General features: G+C 65.6%; 14 protein-coding genes. 3 read left to right on the forward strand and 11 right to left on the reverse strand.

The window, feature by feature from the left end:
* Window positions 1-11: 11 nt before the first annotated feature.
* From fliD to H162_RS0107065, 7 genes are all read right to left on the reverse strand, one after another.
* Window positions 12-2,663 (reverse strand): flagellar filament capping protein FliD, encoded by a 2,652-nt coding sequence (gene fliD / locus H162_RS0107035; RefSeq protein ID WP_026354338.1) that lies wholly within the window; start codon window positions 2,661-2,663, stop codon window positions 12-14.
* Window positions 2,664-2,841: 178 nt separating this feature from the next.
* Entirely contained in the window at window positions 2,842-3,189 is a 348-nt protein-coding gene (locus H162_RS0107040) for a flagellar protein FlaG (protein ID WP_020652752.1), read from the reverse strand.
* Between the two features lie 81 nt (window positions 3,190-3,270).
* On the reverse strand, window positions 3,271-4,734 hold the full coding sequence (locus H162_RS0107045) for a flagellin N-terminal helical domain-containing protein (RefSeq protein WP_020652753.1): 1,464 nt from the start codon (window positions 4,732-4,734) through the stop codon (window positions 3,271-3,273).
* A 343-nt stretch (window positions 4,735-5,077) separates the two neighbouring features.
* Window positions 5,078-6,655, reverse strand: a complete 1,578-nt coding sequence (locus H162_RS0107050; protein ID WP_020652754.1) for a GGDEF domain-containing protein — start codon at window positions 6,653-6,655, stop codon at window positions 5,078-5,080.
* Between the two features lie 122 nt (window positions 6,656-6,777).
* The gene (locus tag H162_RS0107055; protein WP_026354339.1) at window positions 6,778-7,425 is read right to left on the reverse strand and encodes a response regulator; all 648 of its coding nucleotides are present in this window, start codon (window positions 7,423-7,425) and stop codon (window positions 6,778-6,780) included.
* A gap of 4 nt (window positions 7,426-7,429) precedes the next feature.
* The gene (locus tag H162_RS0107060) at window positions 7,430-8,515 is read right to left on the reverse strand and encodes a sensor histidine kinase (RefSeq protein ID WP_026354340.1); all 1,086 of its coding nucleotides are present in this window, start codon (window positions 8,513-8,515) and stop codon (window positions 7,430-7,432) included.
* On the reverse strand, window positions 8,512-9,120 hold the full coding sequence (locus tag H162_RS0107065) for a hypothetical protein (protein WP_026354341.1): 609 nt from the start codon (window positions 9,118-9,120) through the stop codon (window positions 8,512-8,514). The genes H162_RS0107060 and H162_RS0107065 overlap by 4 nt, the downstream gene beginning before the upstream one ends.
* A gap of 68 nt (window positions 9,121-9,188) precedes the next feature.
* Between H162_RS0107065 and greB the strand changes: the two genes are divergently transcribed.
* The 3 genes from greB to H162_RS0107080 all read left to right on the forward strand — a co-directional run bounded on the left by greB (window position 9,189) and on the right by H162_RS0107080 (window position 10,924).
* Window positions 9,189-9,755: a transcription elongation factor GreB gene (gene greB / locus H162_RS0107070; protein ID WP_020652758.1), complete on the forward strand. Its 567-nt coding sequence runs from the start codon at window positions 9,189-9,191 to the stop codon at window positions 9,753-9,755.
* 47 nt (window positions 9,756-9,802) lie between these two features.
* Window positions 9,803-10,435 (forward strand): biliverdin-producing heme oxygenase, encoded by a 633-nt coding sequence (locus tag H162_RS0107075; protein WP_020652759.1) that lies wholly within the window; start codon window positions 9,803-9,805, stop codon window positions 10,433-10,435.
* A gap of 63 nt (window positions 10,436-10,498) precedes the next feature.
* Entirely contained in the window at window positions 10,499-10,924 is a 426-nt protein-coding gene (locus H162_RS0107080) for a YciI family protein (RefSeq protein WP_020652760.1), read from the forward strand.
* 172 nt (window positions 10,925-11,096) lie between these two features.
* Here H162_RS0107080 and H162_RS0107085 read toward each other — a convergent pair whose 3' ends face one another.
* From H162_RS0107085 to H162_RS0107100, 4 genes are all read right to left on the reverse strand, one after another.
* Entirely contained in the window at window positions 11,097-13,340 is a 2,244-nt protein-coding gene (locus H162_RS0107085; protein ID WP_026354342.1) for a RelA/SpoT family protein, read from the reverse strand.
* Between the two features lie 84 nt (window positions 13,341-13,424).
* The gene (gene rpoZ, locus H162_RS0107090) at window positions 13,425-13,628 is read right to left on the reverse strand and encodes a DNA-directed RNA polymerase subunit omega (protein ID WP_019922806.1); all 204 of its coding nucleotides are present in this window, start codon (window positions 13,626-13,628) and stop codon (window positions 13,425-13,427) included.
* Between the two features lie 49 nt (window positions 13,629-13,677).
* On the reverse strand, window positions 13,678-14,325 hold the full coding sequence (gene gmk, locus H162_RS0107095; protein ID WP_020652762.1) for a guanylate kinase: 648 nt from the start codon (window positions 14,323-14,325) through the stop codon (window positions 13,678-13,680).
* Window positions 14,326-14,488: 163 nt separating this feature from the next.
* The gene (locus H162_RS0107100; protein ID WP_020652763.1) at window positions 14,489-15,376 is read right to left on the reverse strand and encodes a YicC/YloC family endoribonuclease; all 888 of its coding nucleotides are present in this window, start codon (window positions 15,374-15,376) and stop codon (window positions 14,489-14,491) included.
* Window positions 15,377-15,450: the final 74 nt, after the last annotated feature.

A 15,450-nucleotide genomic window follows, 5' to 3' on the forward strand; every position in this document is an offset into this window, starting at 1 on the left:
GTATTGCTAGATTAGGTGTTTGCCGACAGGGCGGCAAGCTGCTGGGTCAGGTAGGCAGAGGTCGACTGCATCGACGACAGGGCGACGTCGAGCGCGGTGAACTGTGCGCGATAGCGTTTTTCGAGGACGGTCATGCGTTCGTTGAAGGTGGATTCCTTCTTCTTGACCTCGCTGATGTTGCTGTTCAGGCCATTGGTCTTGCTGGACAGCAGGCTGTCCTTGCCGATGAAGGTGGCTGCCAGGTTGGTCAGCTGGAAGGCATGTCCCTGCGAGAAGCTGACGGTGCCGCGCTCGCCGGCCGCACCGCCCTTGATCGACACCTGGATCCCTTCGGCCGCGGAACCCGGCGCCGCGGTCAGGGACTGGCCGTTGCCGATCGCGGCGACGCCGCCGATGGTGCCGACCACGTCGCTACCCTTCACCGGGCTGGCGCTGCCGAACAGGTCGCTCACCGCCGTGCCGCTGGCGCCGCTGATCGACAGGCTCGAGGTCGATCCGTACTTGCTCGACGAGATAGACAGGTTGCCGAGGTCGTCGACCGAAGTCTCGACGGTATCGCCGGCGCCGGCGAAGGTCGCGTTGCCATTGATGGCGGCGCGCAGCATCGAGGCCAGTTCGGTCTTGGTGTAGGTACCGGCCGGAATCGCGATCTTTTGCGTCTTGCTCTCGGTCACCGGATCGGTCTGGTTGAGCGTGATGTTCCAGGTCGTGTTGGCGGCGATGGTCGTCGATCCGCCCAGCGGGGCCGCACTGGTCAGCTTGCCTTGCGTCGCCATGCTGGTGACATTGATCGCATAGTTACCCGGCTTGGTCGCCTTGGTCGACTTGTCGAAGCTGACCAGGCCGTCGGTGGTCGAACCCATCGCGGCAAACAGGCCGCCGATATCGGCGAAGTTCTCGTCGATTGCCTTGTTGAGCTTGGTGGAATCCACGGCCAGGCTGCCGTCTCTCTGGAACGTGATGCCGACCTGGCTCAGCGAGGTCAACTTGCCGCCCGAGCTCTCCAGCGCCGAGCTGATCTGCCTGCGCAGCTGGCTCTGGATCGAGCGGACGCTGGCGTCGCCCTGCAGGATGGCGCCGCTCTTGGTCTCGGCGTTGTAGGCGGTAAGACCGTTGATCGTCTTGTTCAGTTCGTTGTAGGCCTTGACGAAGTCGTTTACCGCCGTGGAAATCGGTGCGGTGTCCTTGGTCACGGTCAGGGTCGTGCTGCCCACGCCGCTCACGTCCATCGTGACGCCCTGGATCGCATCCTTGACGCTGGTGGTGTCGCTCTTGATCTCGATGCCGTTCATGTTCACCAGGGTGCTTTGGGCGCCGCTGGTCTGGGTCAGTTTCTGTGTGCCGGCGGGATCGTAGGACAGCAGGTCGGCGATCGCCGGATCGCCCTGCTGGCCGTCGACGCCGTCGACCGTGATCTTCATCGCCGAGCTTTCGCCGGTCTTGTTCGAGGTCAGCACCAGGTGGTAGGGCTTGGAACTGCCATCCGAGACGATGGTCGCGGTGACGCCCATGTTGGCCTTGTTGATCGCGTCGCGGATGCCCTGCAGCGACTGGTCGCCGGCCTTCAGGGTGACGCTGCCGCTGGCCTGGCCGCCGTTCAGGGTGAAACCGGAACCGATATGGCTGCCGACGTTGCCGGCGGTAAAACCAGCCGAGGCGGGATTGTTGCCGCCGATGAGGATCTGGTCGCCATCCTTCGACGTCAGGGTCAGGCCGGCGGTGGCGGTCAGGCTGGAGCCTGTGTTCGGGGTGGCGCTGTTGCGGCCGATACCGCCCATGACGTTGCCGCTGACGGTTTCGGTGACGACGATATTCGAGCCGTCGGCGGCGGTGAACTTCAGGGTGCCGTCGGCCGCGGTGCCGGAAACGGTGATGTTGGCGGCGGCCAGGGCCGCCTTGGTGCCGGCATTGCCGAGGGTGGCGTCGATCGAGGCGGCCGTCACCGGCGAGGAGGAATCGGTCTGCGCGCCGAGCTGGACGCCGCCGACCGACAGCGCATAGCTGGCGCCCGCAGCGACGTTGACCGCGCCGAATCCGGCGAACAGGTTGTCCGCGGTCGCGGTGCTGCCGGCCTTGGCAATCACGCCGGTCTTGTCGCTTTGCGCATTGATGGCGTCGGCCAGCTGGCTGGCGCTGCGGGTGGCCGTTCCGGTCGTGATCGCGATGCCGTTGATCGTCAGCGCGCCGTTGCCGATGCCGTTGGCGGCGACCGCTGCACCCAGCGCACTGCCGTTCACGCCGAAGTTGCCTCCGGTGACGGTGCCGAACTGGAAAGTCAGGGTCGTGGGAGCGCCGCTGCCGATGGTGGACGTCACGCTGGCATTGCCGCCGGTCTTCAGGCTCTGGGCCTGGGCCAGCTGGGTGACGTTGACCTTGTATTTCCCCGGTACGGCGCCGCTGCCGGCCGAGCCGGTCAGGATGTCCTTGTTCGACGAGCTTGCGCTCAGTGCACGGAAGGTGGACGGGTTGTTGAGCGAGGTGAGGACGCCCTGGAAGCTGCCGACCGACGCGCTCACCTTGTTGAACGCCTCCAGTCGTCGTGCCAGCTGTTGCTGCTTGTATTGTAGGCTTGCGAGCGGCCCGGCGGACTCGGCCTGCATCAATTTGGCGACGAGGGCGTCAACGTCAAGTCCCGAGCCGATACCAGATGAACTGAGTCCCAATTGTTTCTCCCGTGAAAGCGATAATGTAAGTCATTATCGACAGAAGTAATCGGTACTTAAGAGCAGGAAAAACGGGCCATTTCTTTTTTCACGGAAGAGTAGGCCAAGATGCGGGAAACAAGGACAGGCAGCGCCGTCTTCCTCCCGGGAGACGGCGCTGCGGGACCAGACAGGGAGCTCAGGCGGTTTGCCGGATCAGCAATCCCTGCATCTTGTCGATCGATTTCGCGATCTGGAGCGCTTCCTCGGACGGGATCTGGCGCACCACTTCCTTGGTGTCCTGGTCGATCAGCTTGACGACGATTTCCTTGCTGTCGTCGTCGATCGAGAATTCCAGGCTCTGGGACGAAGCCGGCATGGCTTCGTTGAGCTTCTTGACCGCAGTCGATACGTCCTCGCGCGAGGGGGGCGAAGCGGGGGGCTCGGTACGCGCGGTACTGGCCGGCACGCCTGATTGCCCCGCCACCGGCGCCGCGCGCTCGTCGAGCTTCGGCGTGAGCGGCGAATGACTTGGTTGGATGTTCATGTTGACTTCCCTAGTAAAAATTCCCCGGCTGAATTTCTTCAGCCGGGGAATTGCTTACAGCGCAAGTTGTTGTGCTAAGGATTAGCCACGCAGCAGCGACAGGACGCCGTTCGGCAGCGAGTTCGCCTGGGCCAGCATCGAGGTGCCGGCTTGCTGCAGGATCTGGCCGCGGGTCATTTTCGCGGTTTCCGAAGCGAAGTCGGTGTCGACGATGCGGCTGCGCGATGCCGACAGGTTCTCGGTCGAGGATGCCAGGTTCGAAATCGCGGTTTCGAAGCGCGACTGCAGTGCGCCGTATTCCGCGCGCTTGGTGTTGACCGAACCCAGGGCCGCGTCGGCAACCTTGATGGCCAGCTGGGCGCCTTCGAAGGTGCTGACGTCGAGGTCGGCGACCGACTTCAGTTCGGACGAGCCGGTGGTGGCGCCGGCGTCGAGGTCGAAGCCGCTGCCGTCGACCACCGAGAAGCTCTGCTCCGAGTCCAGGATGATGCGGCCCATGGCAGTGGCGCCGGTCGCACCTTCGGTGGCCACACCGGCGCCGAGTTTGACGCCGTCCTTGTCGTAGTTGCCCAGGGTTGCAAGCGCGGTCGCATCGGTCGACTTGTTCGCCAGCTTGATGTCGTTGCCTTCGGCGTTGGTCAGCTTGAGGCCGCCGTTTTCCGCATCATACGAGGCGGTGACGCCGGTCTTGGCCGACTGGGCATTGAACGCGCTGATGGCGCCGGCATAGCCGTTTGCATCGGCCGCACCGACCGAGAACGAGACCGTCACGGCGGTCGAGTTGTCCGAGGTCAGCTCGAAGGTGTACGACTTGTTGGCCGTAGCGGTGACCAGGGCGTCGGTCTTGGCGCTTGCCGTGACGCCGGTTTCGCCGCTGAGCTTGTTGATGGCTGCCGCGGTGGTCTTGGCCGTATCGTCGAGGTTAACGTCGACGTCTTTCGAGCCTTCCGCACCATTGATGGTCATGGTGCCCGCGGTAACGCCGTTCGTGGCGCCGACGGCGGCTTCCAGGGCGCTTGCGTCCAGGCGGTTGTTGCCGTAGGTCGAGGTGGTGAAGTTCGAGCCGGTCATCGAGATCAGCTGGCCAGCGTTGGCGCCGACCTGGAAGCTGGCGGTGCCCATCGAGCCGTCCATCAGCTTCTGGCCGTTGAATTCGGTGGTGCCGGCGATACGGTTCAGTTCCGAGGTCAGCTGGGTGACTTCGGTCTGCAGTGCCTTGCGGTCGCTGGCCGAGTTCGACGAGTTCGACGATTGCACTGCCAGTTCGCGGATACGCTGCAGGACGTCGCCCGAGCTCGACAGTGCGCCTTCAGCGGTTTGCGCCATCGACACGCCGTCGTTGGCGTTGCGGGTTGCCTGGGTCATGCCCCTGATCTGCGAACTCATGCGATCCGAAATCGCCAGGCCGGCTGCGTCGTCCTTGGCGCTGTTGATGCGCAGGCCCGACGACAGGCGCTGGATCGAGGTGTTCAGGGTGGCTTGCGAAGCCGACAGGTTACGCTGCGAATTCAGGGATGCGACGTTGGTATTGATGACGGATGCCATGGTGTTTCTCCAGACTGTGCTGCTATTTCGGGGCGGGCGACCTTGCCCTGTTCACTTTGGTCCGCCACGCTGTTCCGTGACGATCAAACCGCTGTTGATGCTGGTAACGTGTTTCTGGGGAAAAACTTTAGGGGCCTGCACGAAGATATGTCGACTTTTTTTCCTTGAGTTCCGGCGCAGGCCGCTTCTAGACGGCGCAAGAAACCAGGACTTTAGGGCTAAAAAATATTTTTTATCGACGCCCTGGCTGGGGGCGGATGGATGGGGAAGCAGCCCGCAAGGACTGAAGACCGGGTAGATTGATGTCGAAACGACAAGGGGGGACTGCGCGCCGCAAGCCCGATCAGGGCGAGTCCGCCACCACCACCCGGTTCTTGCCGCTGTTCTTGGCCTGGTACATGGCGCGGTCGGCGCGCGCCGTCAACGATGCCTGGTCCTCGTTCGGCAGGCGCAGCGCCACCCCGCACGAGAACGTGATCAGCATCTTCTCGTTATCGTGCAGGAAGAAGTGCCGGGTCAGCTCGCGCTGCACCCGCACCATCGCGGCGGAGGCTGCCTCGACATTGGTCTCGGGCAGCAGGATCAGGAATTCCTCGCCGCCGAAGCGGGCGATCACGTCCATCGAGCGCAGGGTGTCGCGCACCACCTTGACCAGGTGCTTGAGCGCGGCGTCGCCGGCCAGGTGGCCATAGGTGTCGTTCAGGCGCTTGAAATTGTCCAGGTCGAGCAGGGCCACGCACAGCGGCGTGCCGCGGCGGTCGGCGCGCGCGCTCTCGCGCTCGAACACGTCGTCCAGGCCGCGCCGGTTCAGGCTGCCGGTCAGCTGGTCTTCGCGCACCAGTTCGCTCATGTGCTGGAGTTCCGCCTCCAGCTCGCGGATGCGCTGCTCGGCGCCCTGGGCCTCGCGGTGCGCCGCGACCATGCGGTCGCGCGCGGCCAGCGCCTCGTCCTGGGCCTGGCGCGTCTCGCGCAGCACTTCGTCCAGCAGGGCGTCGAGTTCCTTGACGTCGGTGGCGCGGCCGATGCGTTCCGAGAAGCCGCCCAGCTTGGCGTGGTAGTCGCCGGTCGAGGCGGCCACCGAGCCGAGCCGGTCGATGAAGGTGATCATCATGTTCTTCATCGTCAGCCGGACGTCGGAAATGCCGTGCTTCAGGTGGCCCTGCCTGACGATCACGTCTTTCAAACTGCGCGTCGCGTCTTCCAGCGCCCTGGCGTCGAGCGGACCGGAGATCAGGTCCTGCACGGCGGCGATCTGGCCGCGCAGCCAGTTGTCGTCGTCCAGCAGTTCGCTGACGTTGTCGAGCAGCAGGCGGAACAGGCGCAGCAGCAGTTGCTGCTGTTCCGCGCCGTCGCCGCCGCGCAGCTCGATCTGGAAGCACAGCTGCTTCAGGCGGCCCGCGATGTCCTGCAGCTCGGCTTCGCCGACAGCCTGCTTCACCGCAGCGCCCAGCGCTTCGGATTCAAGCACCAGTTCCGGGCTGCCGTCCAGCAGCGAGGCCACGGCGAACGACAGCGTGCGCGCCAGCATGTCGCGCAGGAGGCGGGTATCCGGCTCTTCGTTCCCGAGCGCGAGCACCGGCGTGTTGCGGCGCAGATGACGTTCCGACAATTGCCCGAGTATCTGGTTAAAGCCGTTCCAGTCGCCGCTCCTCAGCGCGCGCTGCATGCGGCGGCCGTATTCGGACACCTCGCCCGGCGTGTCGGCCAGGCGGCGGGCGAAGCCGGCCAGCACCTCGCCGGCGCCGTTGTCGGGCGCCGCGGCAGGCGCCGGCGGAATGCCGGCGATCTCGTCATAGATGGCGCGGTAGGCGTCCGGGGTCGGGGCGATGCGGCGGGTGGCAAGGCGGCGGAAGGCTTCGCGCGCGATGTCGGCGGGGTTCAGGCCGGACGCGGCGGGCGAGGGGGACGGCAGGTTCGGCATGGAGGTATTGACGCAAAGACAGACCCATAATGATAAGCATCTTTTTTGCTTATCATCAATTGAAAAACGGTAACAAAGTACCGCTTTTCGCCTGAGCGCAACAGCCGCACAAGAGGAGGGGGTCAGTCGACCAGCTGGTTGCGGATCGCGTAATGGGTCAGTTCGGCGCTGGTCTTGAGCTTCATCTTGACCAGCAGGCGCGAGCGGTATTCGCTGACCGTCTTGACCGACAGCGACAGTTCGCGGGCGATCTCGCTGACCGTCATGCCGGAGGCGATCATGGTCAGGGTCTGGTATTCGCGGTCGGACAGGGTCTCGTGCGCCGCGGCCTCGTGGTTCTCGCCGATCTGGCTGGCCAGGGTCTGGGCCAGCGCCGCGCTGACGTACTTCTGGCCCGAGGCCACCAGCCGGATCGCCGTCACCAGCTCGCGCGGGGCGCTCTGCTTGGTCAGGTAGCCGGAGGCGCCGGCCTTGAGCGAGCGGATCGCGTACTGGTCCTCGCGGTGCATGGACAGCATCAGCACCGCCAGCTCGGGGCGGTCCTTCTTGATCTGCTTGAGCACGTCGATGCCGTTGCGGTCGGGCAGCGAGATATCGAGGAGCATCACATGGCAGCGCGCCTTGCCCGCCAGCTTGACGGCGTCGAGTCCGTTCTCGGCTTCGCCGGCGACGATGATGTCGCGCTGCTCGGCCAGGATCTGCTTGAGCCCTTCACGGACGATGGCGTGGTCATCGGCGATGAACACCCGGATAGTTGCTTTATCTGTCATTCTGTTATGCGGCGGTGCTGGCTGCCTGGGCAGTCAGCCGGATCTTGATTGTTACCATCGTGCCACCTCCAGGCGCTTCCGACAAGTTCAGCGTACCGCCCAGCGCGGCCGCGCGTTCGCTCATGCCGCGCAGGCCGAAGGAATTCGGCTTGAGGCGGTCGGCCGGATCGAGGCCGCGGCCGTTGTCGCAGATGCTCAGGGTCAGGTGCTGGCGCTGGCGCCGCAGCGAGATCGTCACCCGGGTGGCATAGGCGTGCTTGGCGATGTTGGTCAGCGCCTCCTGGAAAATCCGGAACAGGGCGGTGGCGTGGTCGGGGTCGAGTTCGATGTCCTGGTCGGCGCAGCGCATGATGACGGCGATGCCCATCTGCTTCTCGAATTCGCGCGCCTGCCATTCGAGCGCCGCGACCAGGCCCAGGTCGAGCATGGTCGGGCGCAGGTCGAGCGAGATGCGGTGCACCGCCTCGATGGTGCGGTCGACCAGGTCGTCGACATAGGCGGCCTTCTCGGCGAGCTCGGGCTGGCCGGCGGGCAGGCGCTCGGACAGCATGGCCAGCGCCATCTTGATGGCGGTCAGGTTGCCGCCGAGGTCGTCGTGGATCTCGCGCGCGATGCGGGCGCGCTCCTGCTCCTTGGCCCGTTCGATGTGCGCGGTCAGCTCGGCCAGGCTGGCGCGCGAGCGGCGCACCTCGTCCTGTTCCTTGCGGCTGGCGCTGATGTTGGTCATGATGCCGTCCCACTGCACCGCGCCGTCCGGCAGGGCGTGGGGGCTGGCGCGCAGGTTGATCCACTTGACGTCGTTCCAGGCGTCGATGCGGATCCGGCCCTCCCAGTTCCAGCTCGACAGCGCCGCGCGCGAGGCCTGCATCGCCTCGAGGAAGCCCTTGCGGTCCTCGGGCAGGATCAGCTGCCCGAAGCGGGCGGCGTCGCGCTGCAGGTCCGGCGCCGGCAGCCCGAGCAGGGCCTGGCAGCCATTGCTCAGGTAGGGGAAGGCGGTGCGTCCGTCCCGGTACTGGATGAACTGGAAGACCAGGTAGATCTCGGACGCCGCCGGCTGCATCCCGGCGTCGAGGGAGGAGGGTGAGCTCATGGGGGTTCGGTTTCCGTGGTTTTCTGGCGGCGCGCGCGCCACTGGGCGTTGAAACGGCGCAGCACGCGCAGCAGGTGGCTGGAGCGGCCCGGCGCCGGGCGCAGGCGCCGCAGCAGCCTGCGCGCACTGTGGCGCCACAGGGCCACGAGGCGCCGCGCGCGGCGGTAGAAAGCGCTTGCCCTGAGCGCGGCCAGCAGCCGGTCCTTGAGGGCGACGAAGCCGCCGTGCCAGCGCGCGAACCAGCCCAGGGTCAGCAGGACGGGCAGGGTCAGCATATAGATGCGCGCCACCACCACGGCGCCGCCGAGCTTGGCGGCGACGAAGCCGGCGATGCCCGACAGGGCGTGACCATGGGCAATAGCGATGATGGCCAGCAACTTGACCGGGAAGAGCAGCAGGCCCGGCAGCACGAAGGCGCACAGGGCCGCGTACGGGGGCAGGGTGCGCACCCGGGCTTCGAGGCGGCGCAGCGGCGGCCAGGCGGCGAGCGCGGCTGCGAAGCGGGCGCCGACGTCCCAGGTCCAGGCTTCGGCGAGCATGACCAGCGCCGCCAGCTGGACCAGGGGCGCGAGCAGCCGGCTTCGGGATGAGGATGCGCGTCTCATGAGCGCATGATACGGTAAATGCGGGCGAACGCAGGGCGATCCGGGGCGAGTGCCGTACAATAAGCCTTATGAACAAGGCATTTGTTAAAGAGTCCGACAACGAGGACGACGACGAGGCGTTGGCGCTGGCCCAGGCGATCCCTGCGGGGGCCAAGAACTACATCACGCCCGCCGGCTACCAGCGCATCAAGGACGAACTGCTCCAGCTGATCGATGTCGACCGGCCCGAGGTGGTGCGCGTGGTGCACTGGGCGGCGTCGAATGGCGACCGTTCCGAGAACGGCGACTACATCTATGGCAAGCGCCGCCTGCGCGAGATCGACCGCCGCATCCGCTTCCTGACCAAGCGCATGGATTCGGCCTTCGTCGTCGATCCCAGCGTTCATCATGGCAACGACCAGGTCTTCTTCGGCGCCACCGTCGCCTACGTCAACAAGGCGGGCGAAGAGCACACGGTGACCATCGTCGGCATCGACGAGCTCGACCCGCTGAAGGGCAAGATCAGCTGGGTGTCGCCGGTGGCGCGCGCGCTGACCAAGGCGCGCGAGGGCGAGCTCATCACCCTGCAGACGCCGCTCGGCGTGGACGAGCTCGAGATTCTCTCGGTCGAGTATCCGGAGCCGCACGCCGACTGAACGGGCCGGGCTGGTAAGATGGCGGCTTGCCGTCTTCCAGGTCCCCCATGAACCCTTACCAAGAAATCGCGCGCGACGCCGATGTGCTGGCCGCGCTGCGCGCAGCCACGGCCTCGCGGCACGAGCGGCTGGACCACGGCCTTCCGCTGGCGGGCGCCGCGCCCGGCCTTGCCGAGTATGCTTCCCACCTGCGCCTGGTGCGCGACTGGCTGGCGCCCCTGCAGGCCTGGCTGGCCGGCTACGGCGACGGGCCGCAGGCGGTCCTGGCGCCGGTGGCGCGGCTGTCCCTGATCGAGGCCGACCTGCTCGAGGCCGGCATGCCGGCCGCCTGCGCGCCGCTTGCGGCGCAGGTGTGGCCGGAAGGCGCGAGCGCCGCTTACCGCTGGGGCGTGTGCTATGTCATCGAGGGCTCGCAGCTGGGCGGGGCGGTGCTGTACGGGCGCCTGGCCGAGCGGCTGGCGCCGCATCCGCTGCGCTACCTGCGCGGCGAGCCGGGTGGGCCGGGGCCGCGCTGGCGCACGGTGATGCAGGCGCTGCGCGGCGAGGTGCGCACGCCGGCCGAAATCGCCGAGGCGTGCGCGGGGGCGTGTGCGGCGTTCGACAGTATCCTGGCGTTGTCACCCGACACGCGAAAAATGTTTACCTCCCCTGTCGATTCCCGGCCTCCGCATTCGTCGTAGGATGAACGGCGCCGGCTGTTGCCGGGCCGCCGCCTTTCAACTACACCACGACTGGAGGATGCGATGCGTTTCATGATTTTGCTGAAAGCCGACAAGAACACCGAAGCCGGCCACATGCCGAGCGAGCAGCTGCTGGCCGACATGGGCCGTTTCAACGACGAACTGATCAAGGCCGGCGTGATGCAGGCGGGCGAGGGCCTGCACCCGTCCTCGCGCGGCGCGCGCGTGCATTTCTCGAAGGATGGCGGGGTGCGGGTCGAAGAGGGACCGTTCGCGGACACGAACGGGCTGGTCTGCGGTTTCTGGATCTGGCGCGTGGCTTCGCGCGAGGAAGCGATCGAGTGGGTCAAGCGGGTTCCGATGCCCCATGAGAGCGGCGAAGCGGATATCGAGATCCGCCAGATCTTCGAAATGGAAGACTTCGGCGAGCTGATGACGCCCGAACTGCGCGCCCAGGAAGAGCGCCAGCGCGCCCAGCTGGGCGGCTGACAAGAAGGCAGGGTGGGTGGGGACATCAGCCCAGTGGACTGAAGTCCGCCCACGCGTTCAATTCACAGGCGCGCTGTGGCAACGCACATTTTGGCTGGACGCGTGGGCGGAGAATCCGCCCACCCTACCGCCTTGGCTGAACGGCATCAGCCGCAAGGCCGGCCCGGATGATCTACGAGCGCTCGCGCTCGACCCGGTTGACGCCCGCCACCCTGCGCAGGTTGCGGATCAACTGCGCGAGGTGCACCCGATCCTGGATCTGGATCGTGAAGCGCAGCTGGGTCATCATGTGTTCGTCGTCCTCGTCCATGCCCACATAGGTGATGTTGGCGTCGGACTCGCCGATCTCGGCGGCCACGCGGGCGAGGATGCCCTTTTCGTTGTTGATCAGGAGGCGGATGCGGCAGTCGAAGCGGCGGTTCAGCTCCGTGCCCCACTGCACCGCGATCCAGCGGTCCGGTTCCTTGGCGCGCACGCGCTTGGCCGGCAGGCACTCGCAGGTGTGCACGATCAGGCCCTGGTCGCGCCGCAGCTGGCCGATGATCGCGTCGCCCGGGATCGGCAGGCAGCACGGCGCCAGCTGGACCGCCACGCCTTCGCTGCCGTAGATCGTGACCGGCGCGATGTCGCTGGCCGGCATCGGCTGGGTCGACATCGTCAGATCGGGGTCGCCTTCCATCAGGCCGAAGATGTGGCGCGCCACCAGCGCCGGCATGCGCTTGCCGATGCCGATGTCGGCGTACAGCTCTTCCATCGACTTGGCCGAGGACTCGGCCAGCAGCTTCTCGATCGTGGCCGGGGCCAGCTCGGCCTTGATGTTGCGCAGCGCCAGCGCCTGGGCCAGCAGTTCCTGGCCCAGATCGACCGACTCGTTCAGGTTCACCGTGCGCAGGTAGTGGCGGATCGCCGAGCGCGCCTTGCCGGTGCGGACAAAGCTCAGCCAGGTCGGGCTCGGGCGCGATTCCGGATCGGTGACGATCTCGACGATGTCGCCATTGTGCAGCTCGGTGCGCAGCGGCTGTTCCTCGTTGTTGATCTTGACCGCCACCGTATGGTCGCCGATGCCGGTGTGGATCGAGTAGGCGAAGTCGAGCGCGGTGGCGCCGCGCGGCAGCGCGATGATCTTCGACTTCGGCGTGAACACGTAGACCGAATCCGGGAACAGGTCGACCTTCACGTGCTCGAGGAATTCGGCCGAGTCGCCGGTCTGCTGCTGGATGTCGAGCAGCGACTGCAGCCACGCATGGGTGCGCTGCTGCAGGTCCGACATGTTCGAGTCGCCCGTCTTGTACAGCCAGTGCGCCGCCACGCCGCTTTCCGCGGTGCGGTGCATTTCCTGGGTGCGGATCTGGAATTCGACCGGGGTGCCGTAGGGGCCGATCAGGGTGGTGTGCAGCGACTGGTAGCCGTTGATCTTGCGGATCGCGATGTAGTCCTTGAACTTGCCCGGCATCGGCTTGTACAGCGCGTGCAGGGTGCCGAGGGCCACGTAACAGCTCGGCACGGTGTCCATCACCACGCGGAAGCCGTACACGTCCAGCACCTGCGAGAACGACAGGTGCTTGTTGCGCATCTTTTTATAGATGCCGTACAGGGTCTTTTCGCGGCCGTAGACTTCGGCCTGCAGGCCGGCCGCGGCCAGCTGGGCCTTGACCGCCTCGAGGATCTTCTTGACCACTTCGCGGCGGTTGCCGCGCGCCGCCTTGATCGCCTTCGACAGGGTGCGGTAGCGCAGCGGGTACAGGTGCGAGAAGGACAGGTCCTGCAGCTCGCGGTAGATGTTGTTCAGGCCGAGGCGATGCGCGATCGGCACATAGACTTCCATCGTCTCGCCGGCGATGCGGCGCTTCTTGGCGGCGGTCATCACGCCCAGGGTGCGCATGTTGTGCAGGCGGTCGGCCAGCTTGATCAGGATCACGCGCACGTCCGAGGCCATGGCCAGCAGCATCTTGCGGAAGTTTTCCGCCTGCGCCTCGACCAGGCTCTGGAACTCGATCTTTTCCAGCTTCGACAGGCCGTCCACCAGGTTGGCGACCTGGGCGCCGAAGCGCTCGATCAGCTCGTCCTTCTTGACGTCCTGGTCCTCGATCACGTCGTGCAGCAGCGCCGCCATGATGGCCTGGGCGTCGAGCTTCCAGTCGGCGCAGATCTCGGCGACGGCGATCGGGTGGGAAATATAGGGCTCGCCCGACTTGCGGACCTGGCCCAGGTGCATCTCGTCGGAGAAGCGGTAGGCTTCCTTGACCTTCTTGAGTTCTGCGGGGGTGAGGTAATCCGACAGCTTGTTGATCAGCTGCGTCACCGAAGCCACGCCCGGAGCGGGGGCCTCGACGGGGTCCTGCGGGCGGGAATCAGGCCGTTTGGCCCGGGTGGTGGGGTTGCCTGGATGAGTCGGTTCCGGGAAAGGCAGGTTCATACGCTAGTCGATCAGCCGCAATGTAATAACGAAAGCAGAATAACAGAATAACGGGCTGACGCAGCCAGGCAACCCCGGGGGGCCTTACATCGGGACCTTCTTCAGCATCTCGATGCCGACCTTGCCGGCCGCGATTTCGCGCAGGGCGACGACGGTCGGCTTGTCCTTGGCTTCGACCTTAGGAGTGTGGCCTTGCAGCAATTGACGGGCGCGATAGGTAGCGGCCAGGGTCAGCTGGAAGCGGTTCGGGATATTTTTCAGGCAATCTTCGATGGTGATACGGGCCATGTTTGCTCCTAAATAGACGATGATGCGGCGGGCCGAAAGGCGCGATCGCTCAGGATGGTGATTGGTGCGCGTGGATTCCCAGCTGGGCAAACAGCGCAGCGTTGCGGGCGGCCTGTTGGGCGAAGCGGCAACGTGTCGCTTTGACAATCGCCCCTAATTCGGCCAGGGCGACGTTGAACTCTTCGTTGATGATAGCATATTCGAACTCCGGAGCGTGAGCCATCTCGCCCCCGGCCGCCAGCAGGCGGCGGGTGATGATGTGCGGCTCGTCGGTGCCGCGCTTGTGCAGGCGCTCCTCCAGCGCCTCGATCGACGGCGGCAAGATGAAGATGCCGGCGGCGTCCGGGAACTGCTTCTTGACCTGGCGCGCGCCCTGCCAGTCGATTTCCAGCAGGATGTCGGTGCCGGTCTTCATTTCCTGTTCCACGGTCAGGCGGCTGGTGCCGTAGTAGTTGCCGTGCACTTCCGCCCACTCCAGGAACTCGCCGCGCTCGGCGCGGTTGACGAAGTCCTCGGCCGTCGTGAAGTAGTATTCGCGGCCGTCCTTCTCGCCCGGACGGGGCGCGCGGGTGGTGGTCGAGATCGACAGCTTGATGCCCGGTTCCTGGGCCAGCAGGGCATTCACCAGGGTCGACTTGCCGGCGCCGGAGGGCGCGGCGACGATGAACAGGCTGCCGGAGAAGGCGGTTGGGAGCATGGTTGTTTCCTTCTTTTTACTTGATCGGTGAGTCATGTTAACGCTGAACGCGTGGGCGGGAAACCCGCCCACCCTACAGAACCGGAAATGCCGGCGATCCGTAGGGTGGGTGGGTCCCCCGCCCACGCGTCCGACGAACGTCTGCTGTCTCGCAGACGCCGGGTTATTCGAGGTTCTGCACCTGCTCGCGCATCTGCTCGATGAGCAGCTTCAGTTCCATCGAGGCGTCGGCCAGTTCCTTGACCGAGGCCTTGGCGCCGAGCGTGTTCGCTTCGCGGTTCAGTTCCTGCATCATGAAGTCGAGGCGCTTGCCGACCTGGCCGCCCTTCTTCAGGATGTGGCGGGTTTCGTTCAGGTGCGCTGACAGGCGCGACAGTTCTTCGGAGACGTCGATGCGGATGCCGTACAGCGTGACTTCCTGGCGGATGCGCTCGAGGACTTCCTGGCGCGTGAGCGTCGACGGGTTGCCGTGGCCGGCCAGGCCCAATGCATCCTGCATGCGCTCGACAGCCTTCTGCTGGAACTGGGAGATGACTTGCGGGATCAGGGGCGTGATGCGCTTGACGATCGCTTCCATCGAGTCGATGCGCGACAGCAGCATCGTTTCGAGCGCCGCGCCTTCGCGCCTGCGGCTGTCGACGAAGGCGGCGATGGTCTTCGCGGTGAGGGCGGCGACATCGGCCTGGAGCGATTCCTGGCCCACGCTCGATTCCTCGATCACGCCGGGCCAGCGCAGCAGTTCGGCAACGCTCATCTGGGTCGCGGAGGCGAAGTGACGCGTCACTTCGGCCTGCAGGCGCACGAGGTCGGACAGCAGTTCCTGGTTGAGCACCTGCGAACTGCCGGCGGTCTTGCGTCCGAACGACAGCCGCACTTCCACCTTGCCGCGCGTGATCGCGGCCATGATGGCCGAACGCAGCTCGGGTTCTAGGGCGCGCAGGTCGTCATTGATGCGGAACTGAAGGTCGAGGAAGCGCGAGTTGACGCTCTTGATCTCGATCGTGAGGGTGCCGGCAGCGCCTTCGCTGGTGGCGACCGCATAACCAGTCATGCTTGAAATGCTCAATGGGATCCCCGGTTTTTATTCTTTACAAAGCCGACATTTATCCACACAATCGCCCTGTT

Source organism: Massilia niastensis DSM 21313 (assembly GCF_000382345.1).
Lineage (GTDB): Bacteria > Pseudomonadota > Gammaproteobacteria > Burkholderiales > Burkholderiaceae_D > Telluria > Telluria niastensis.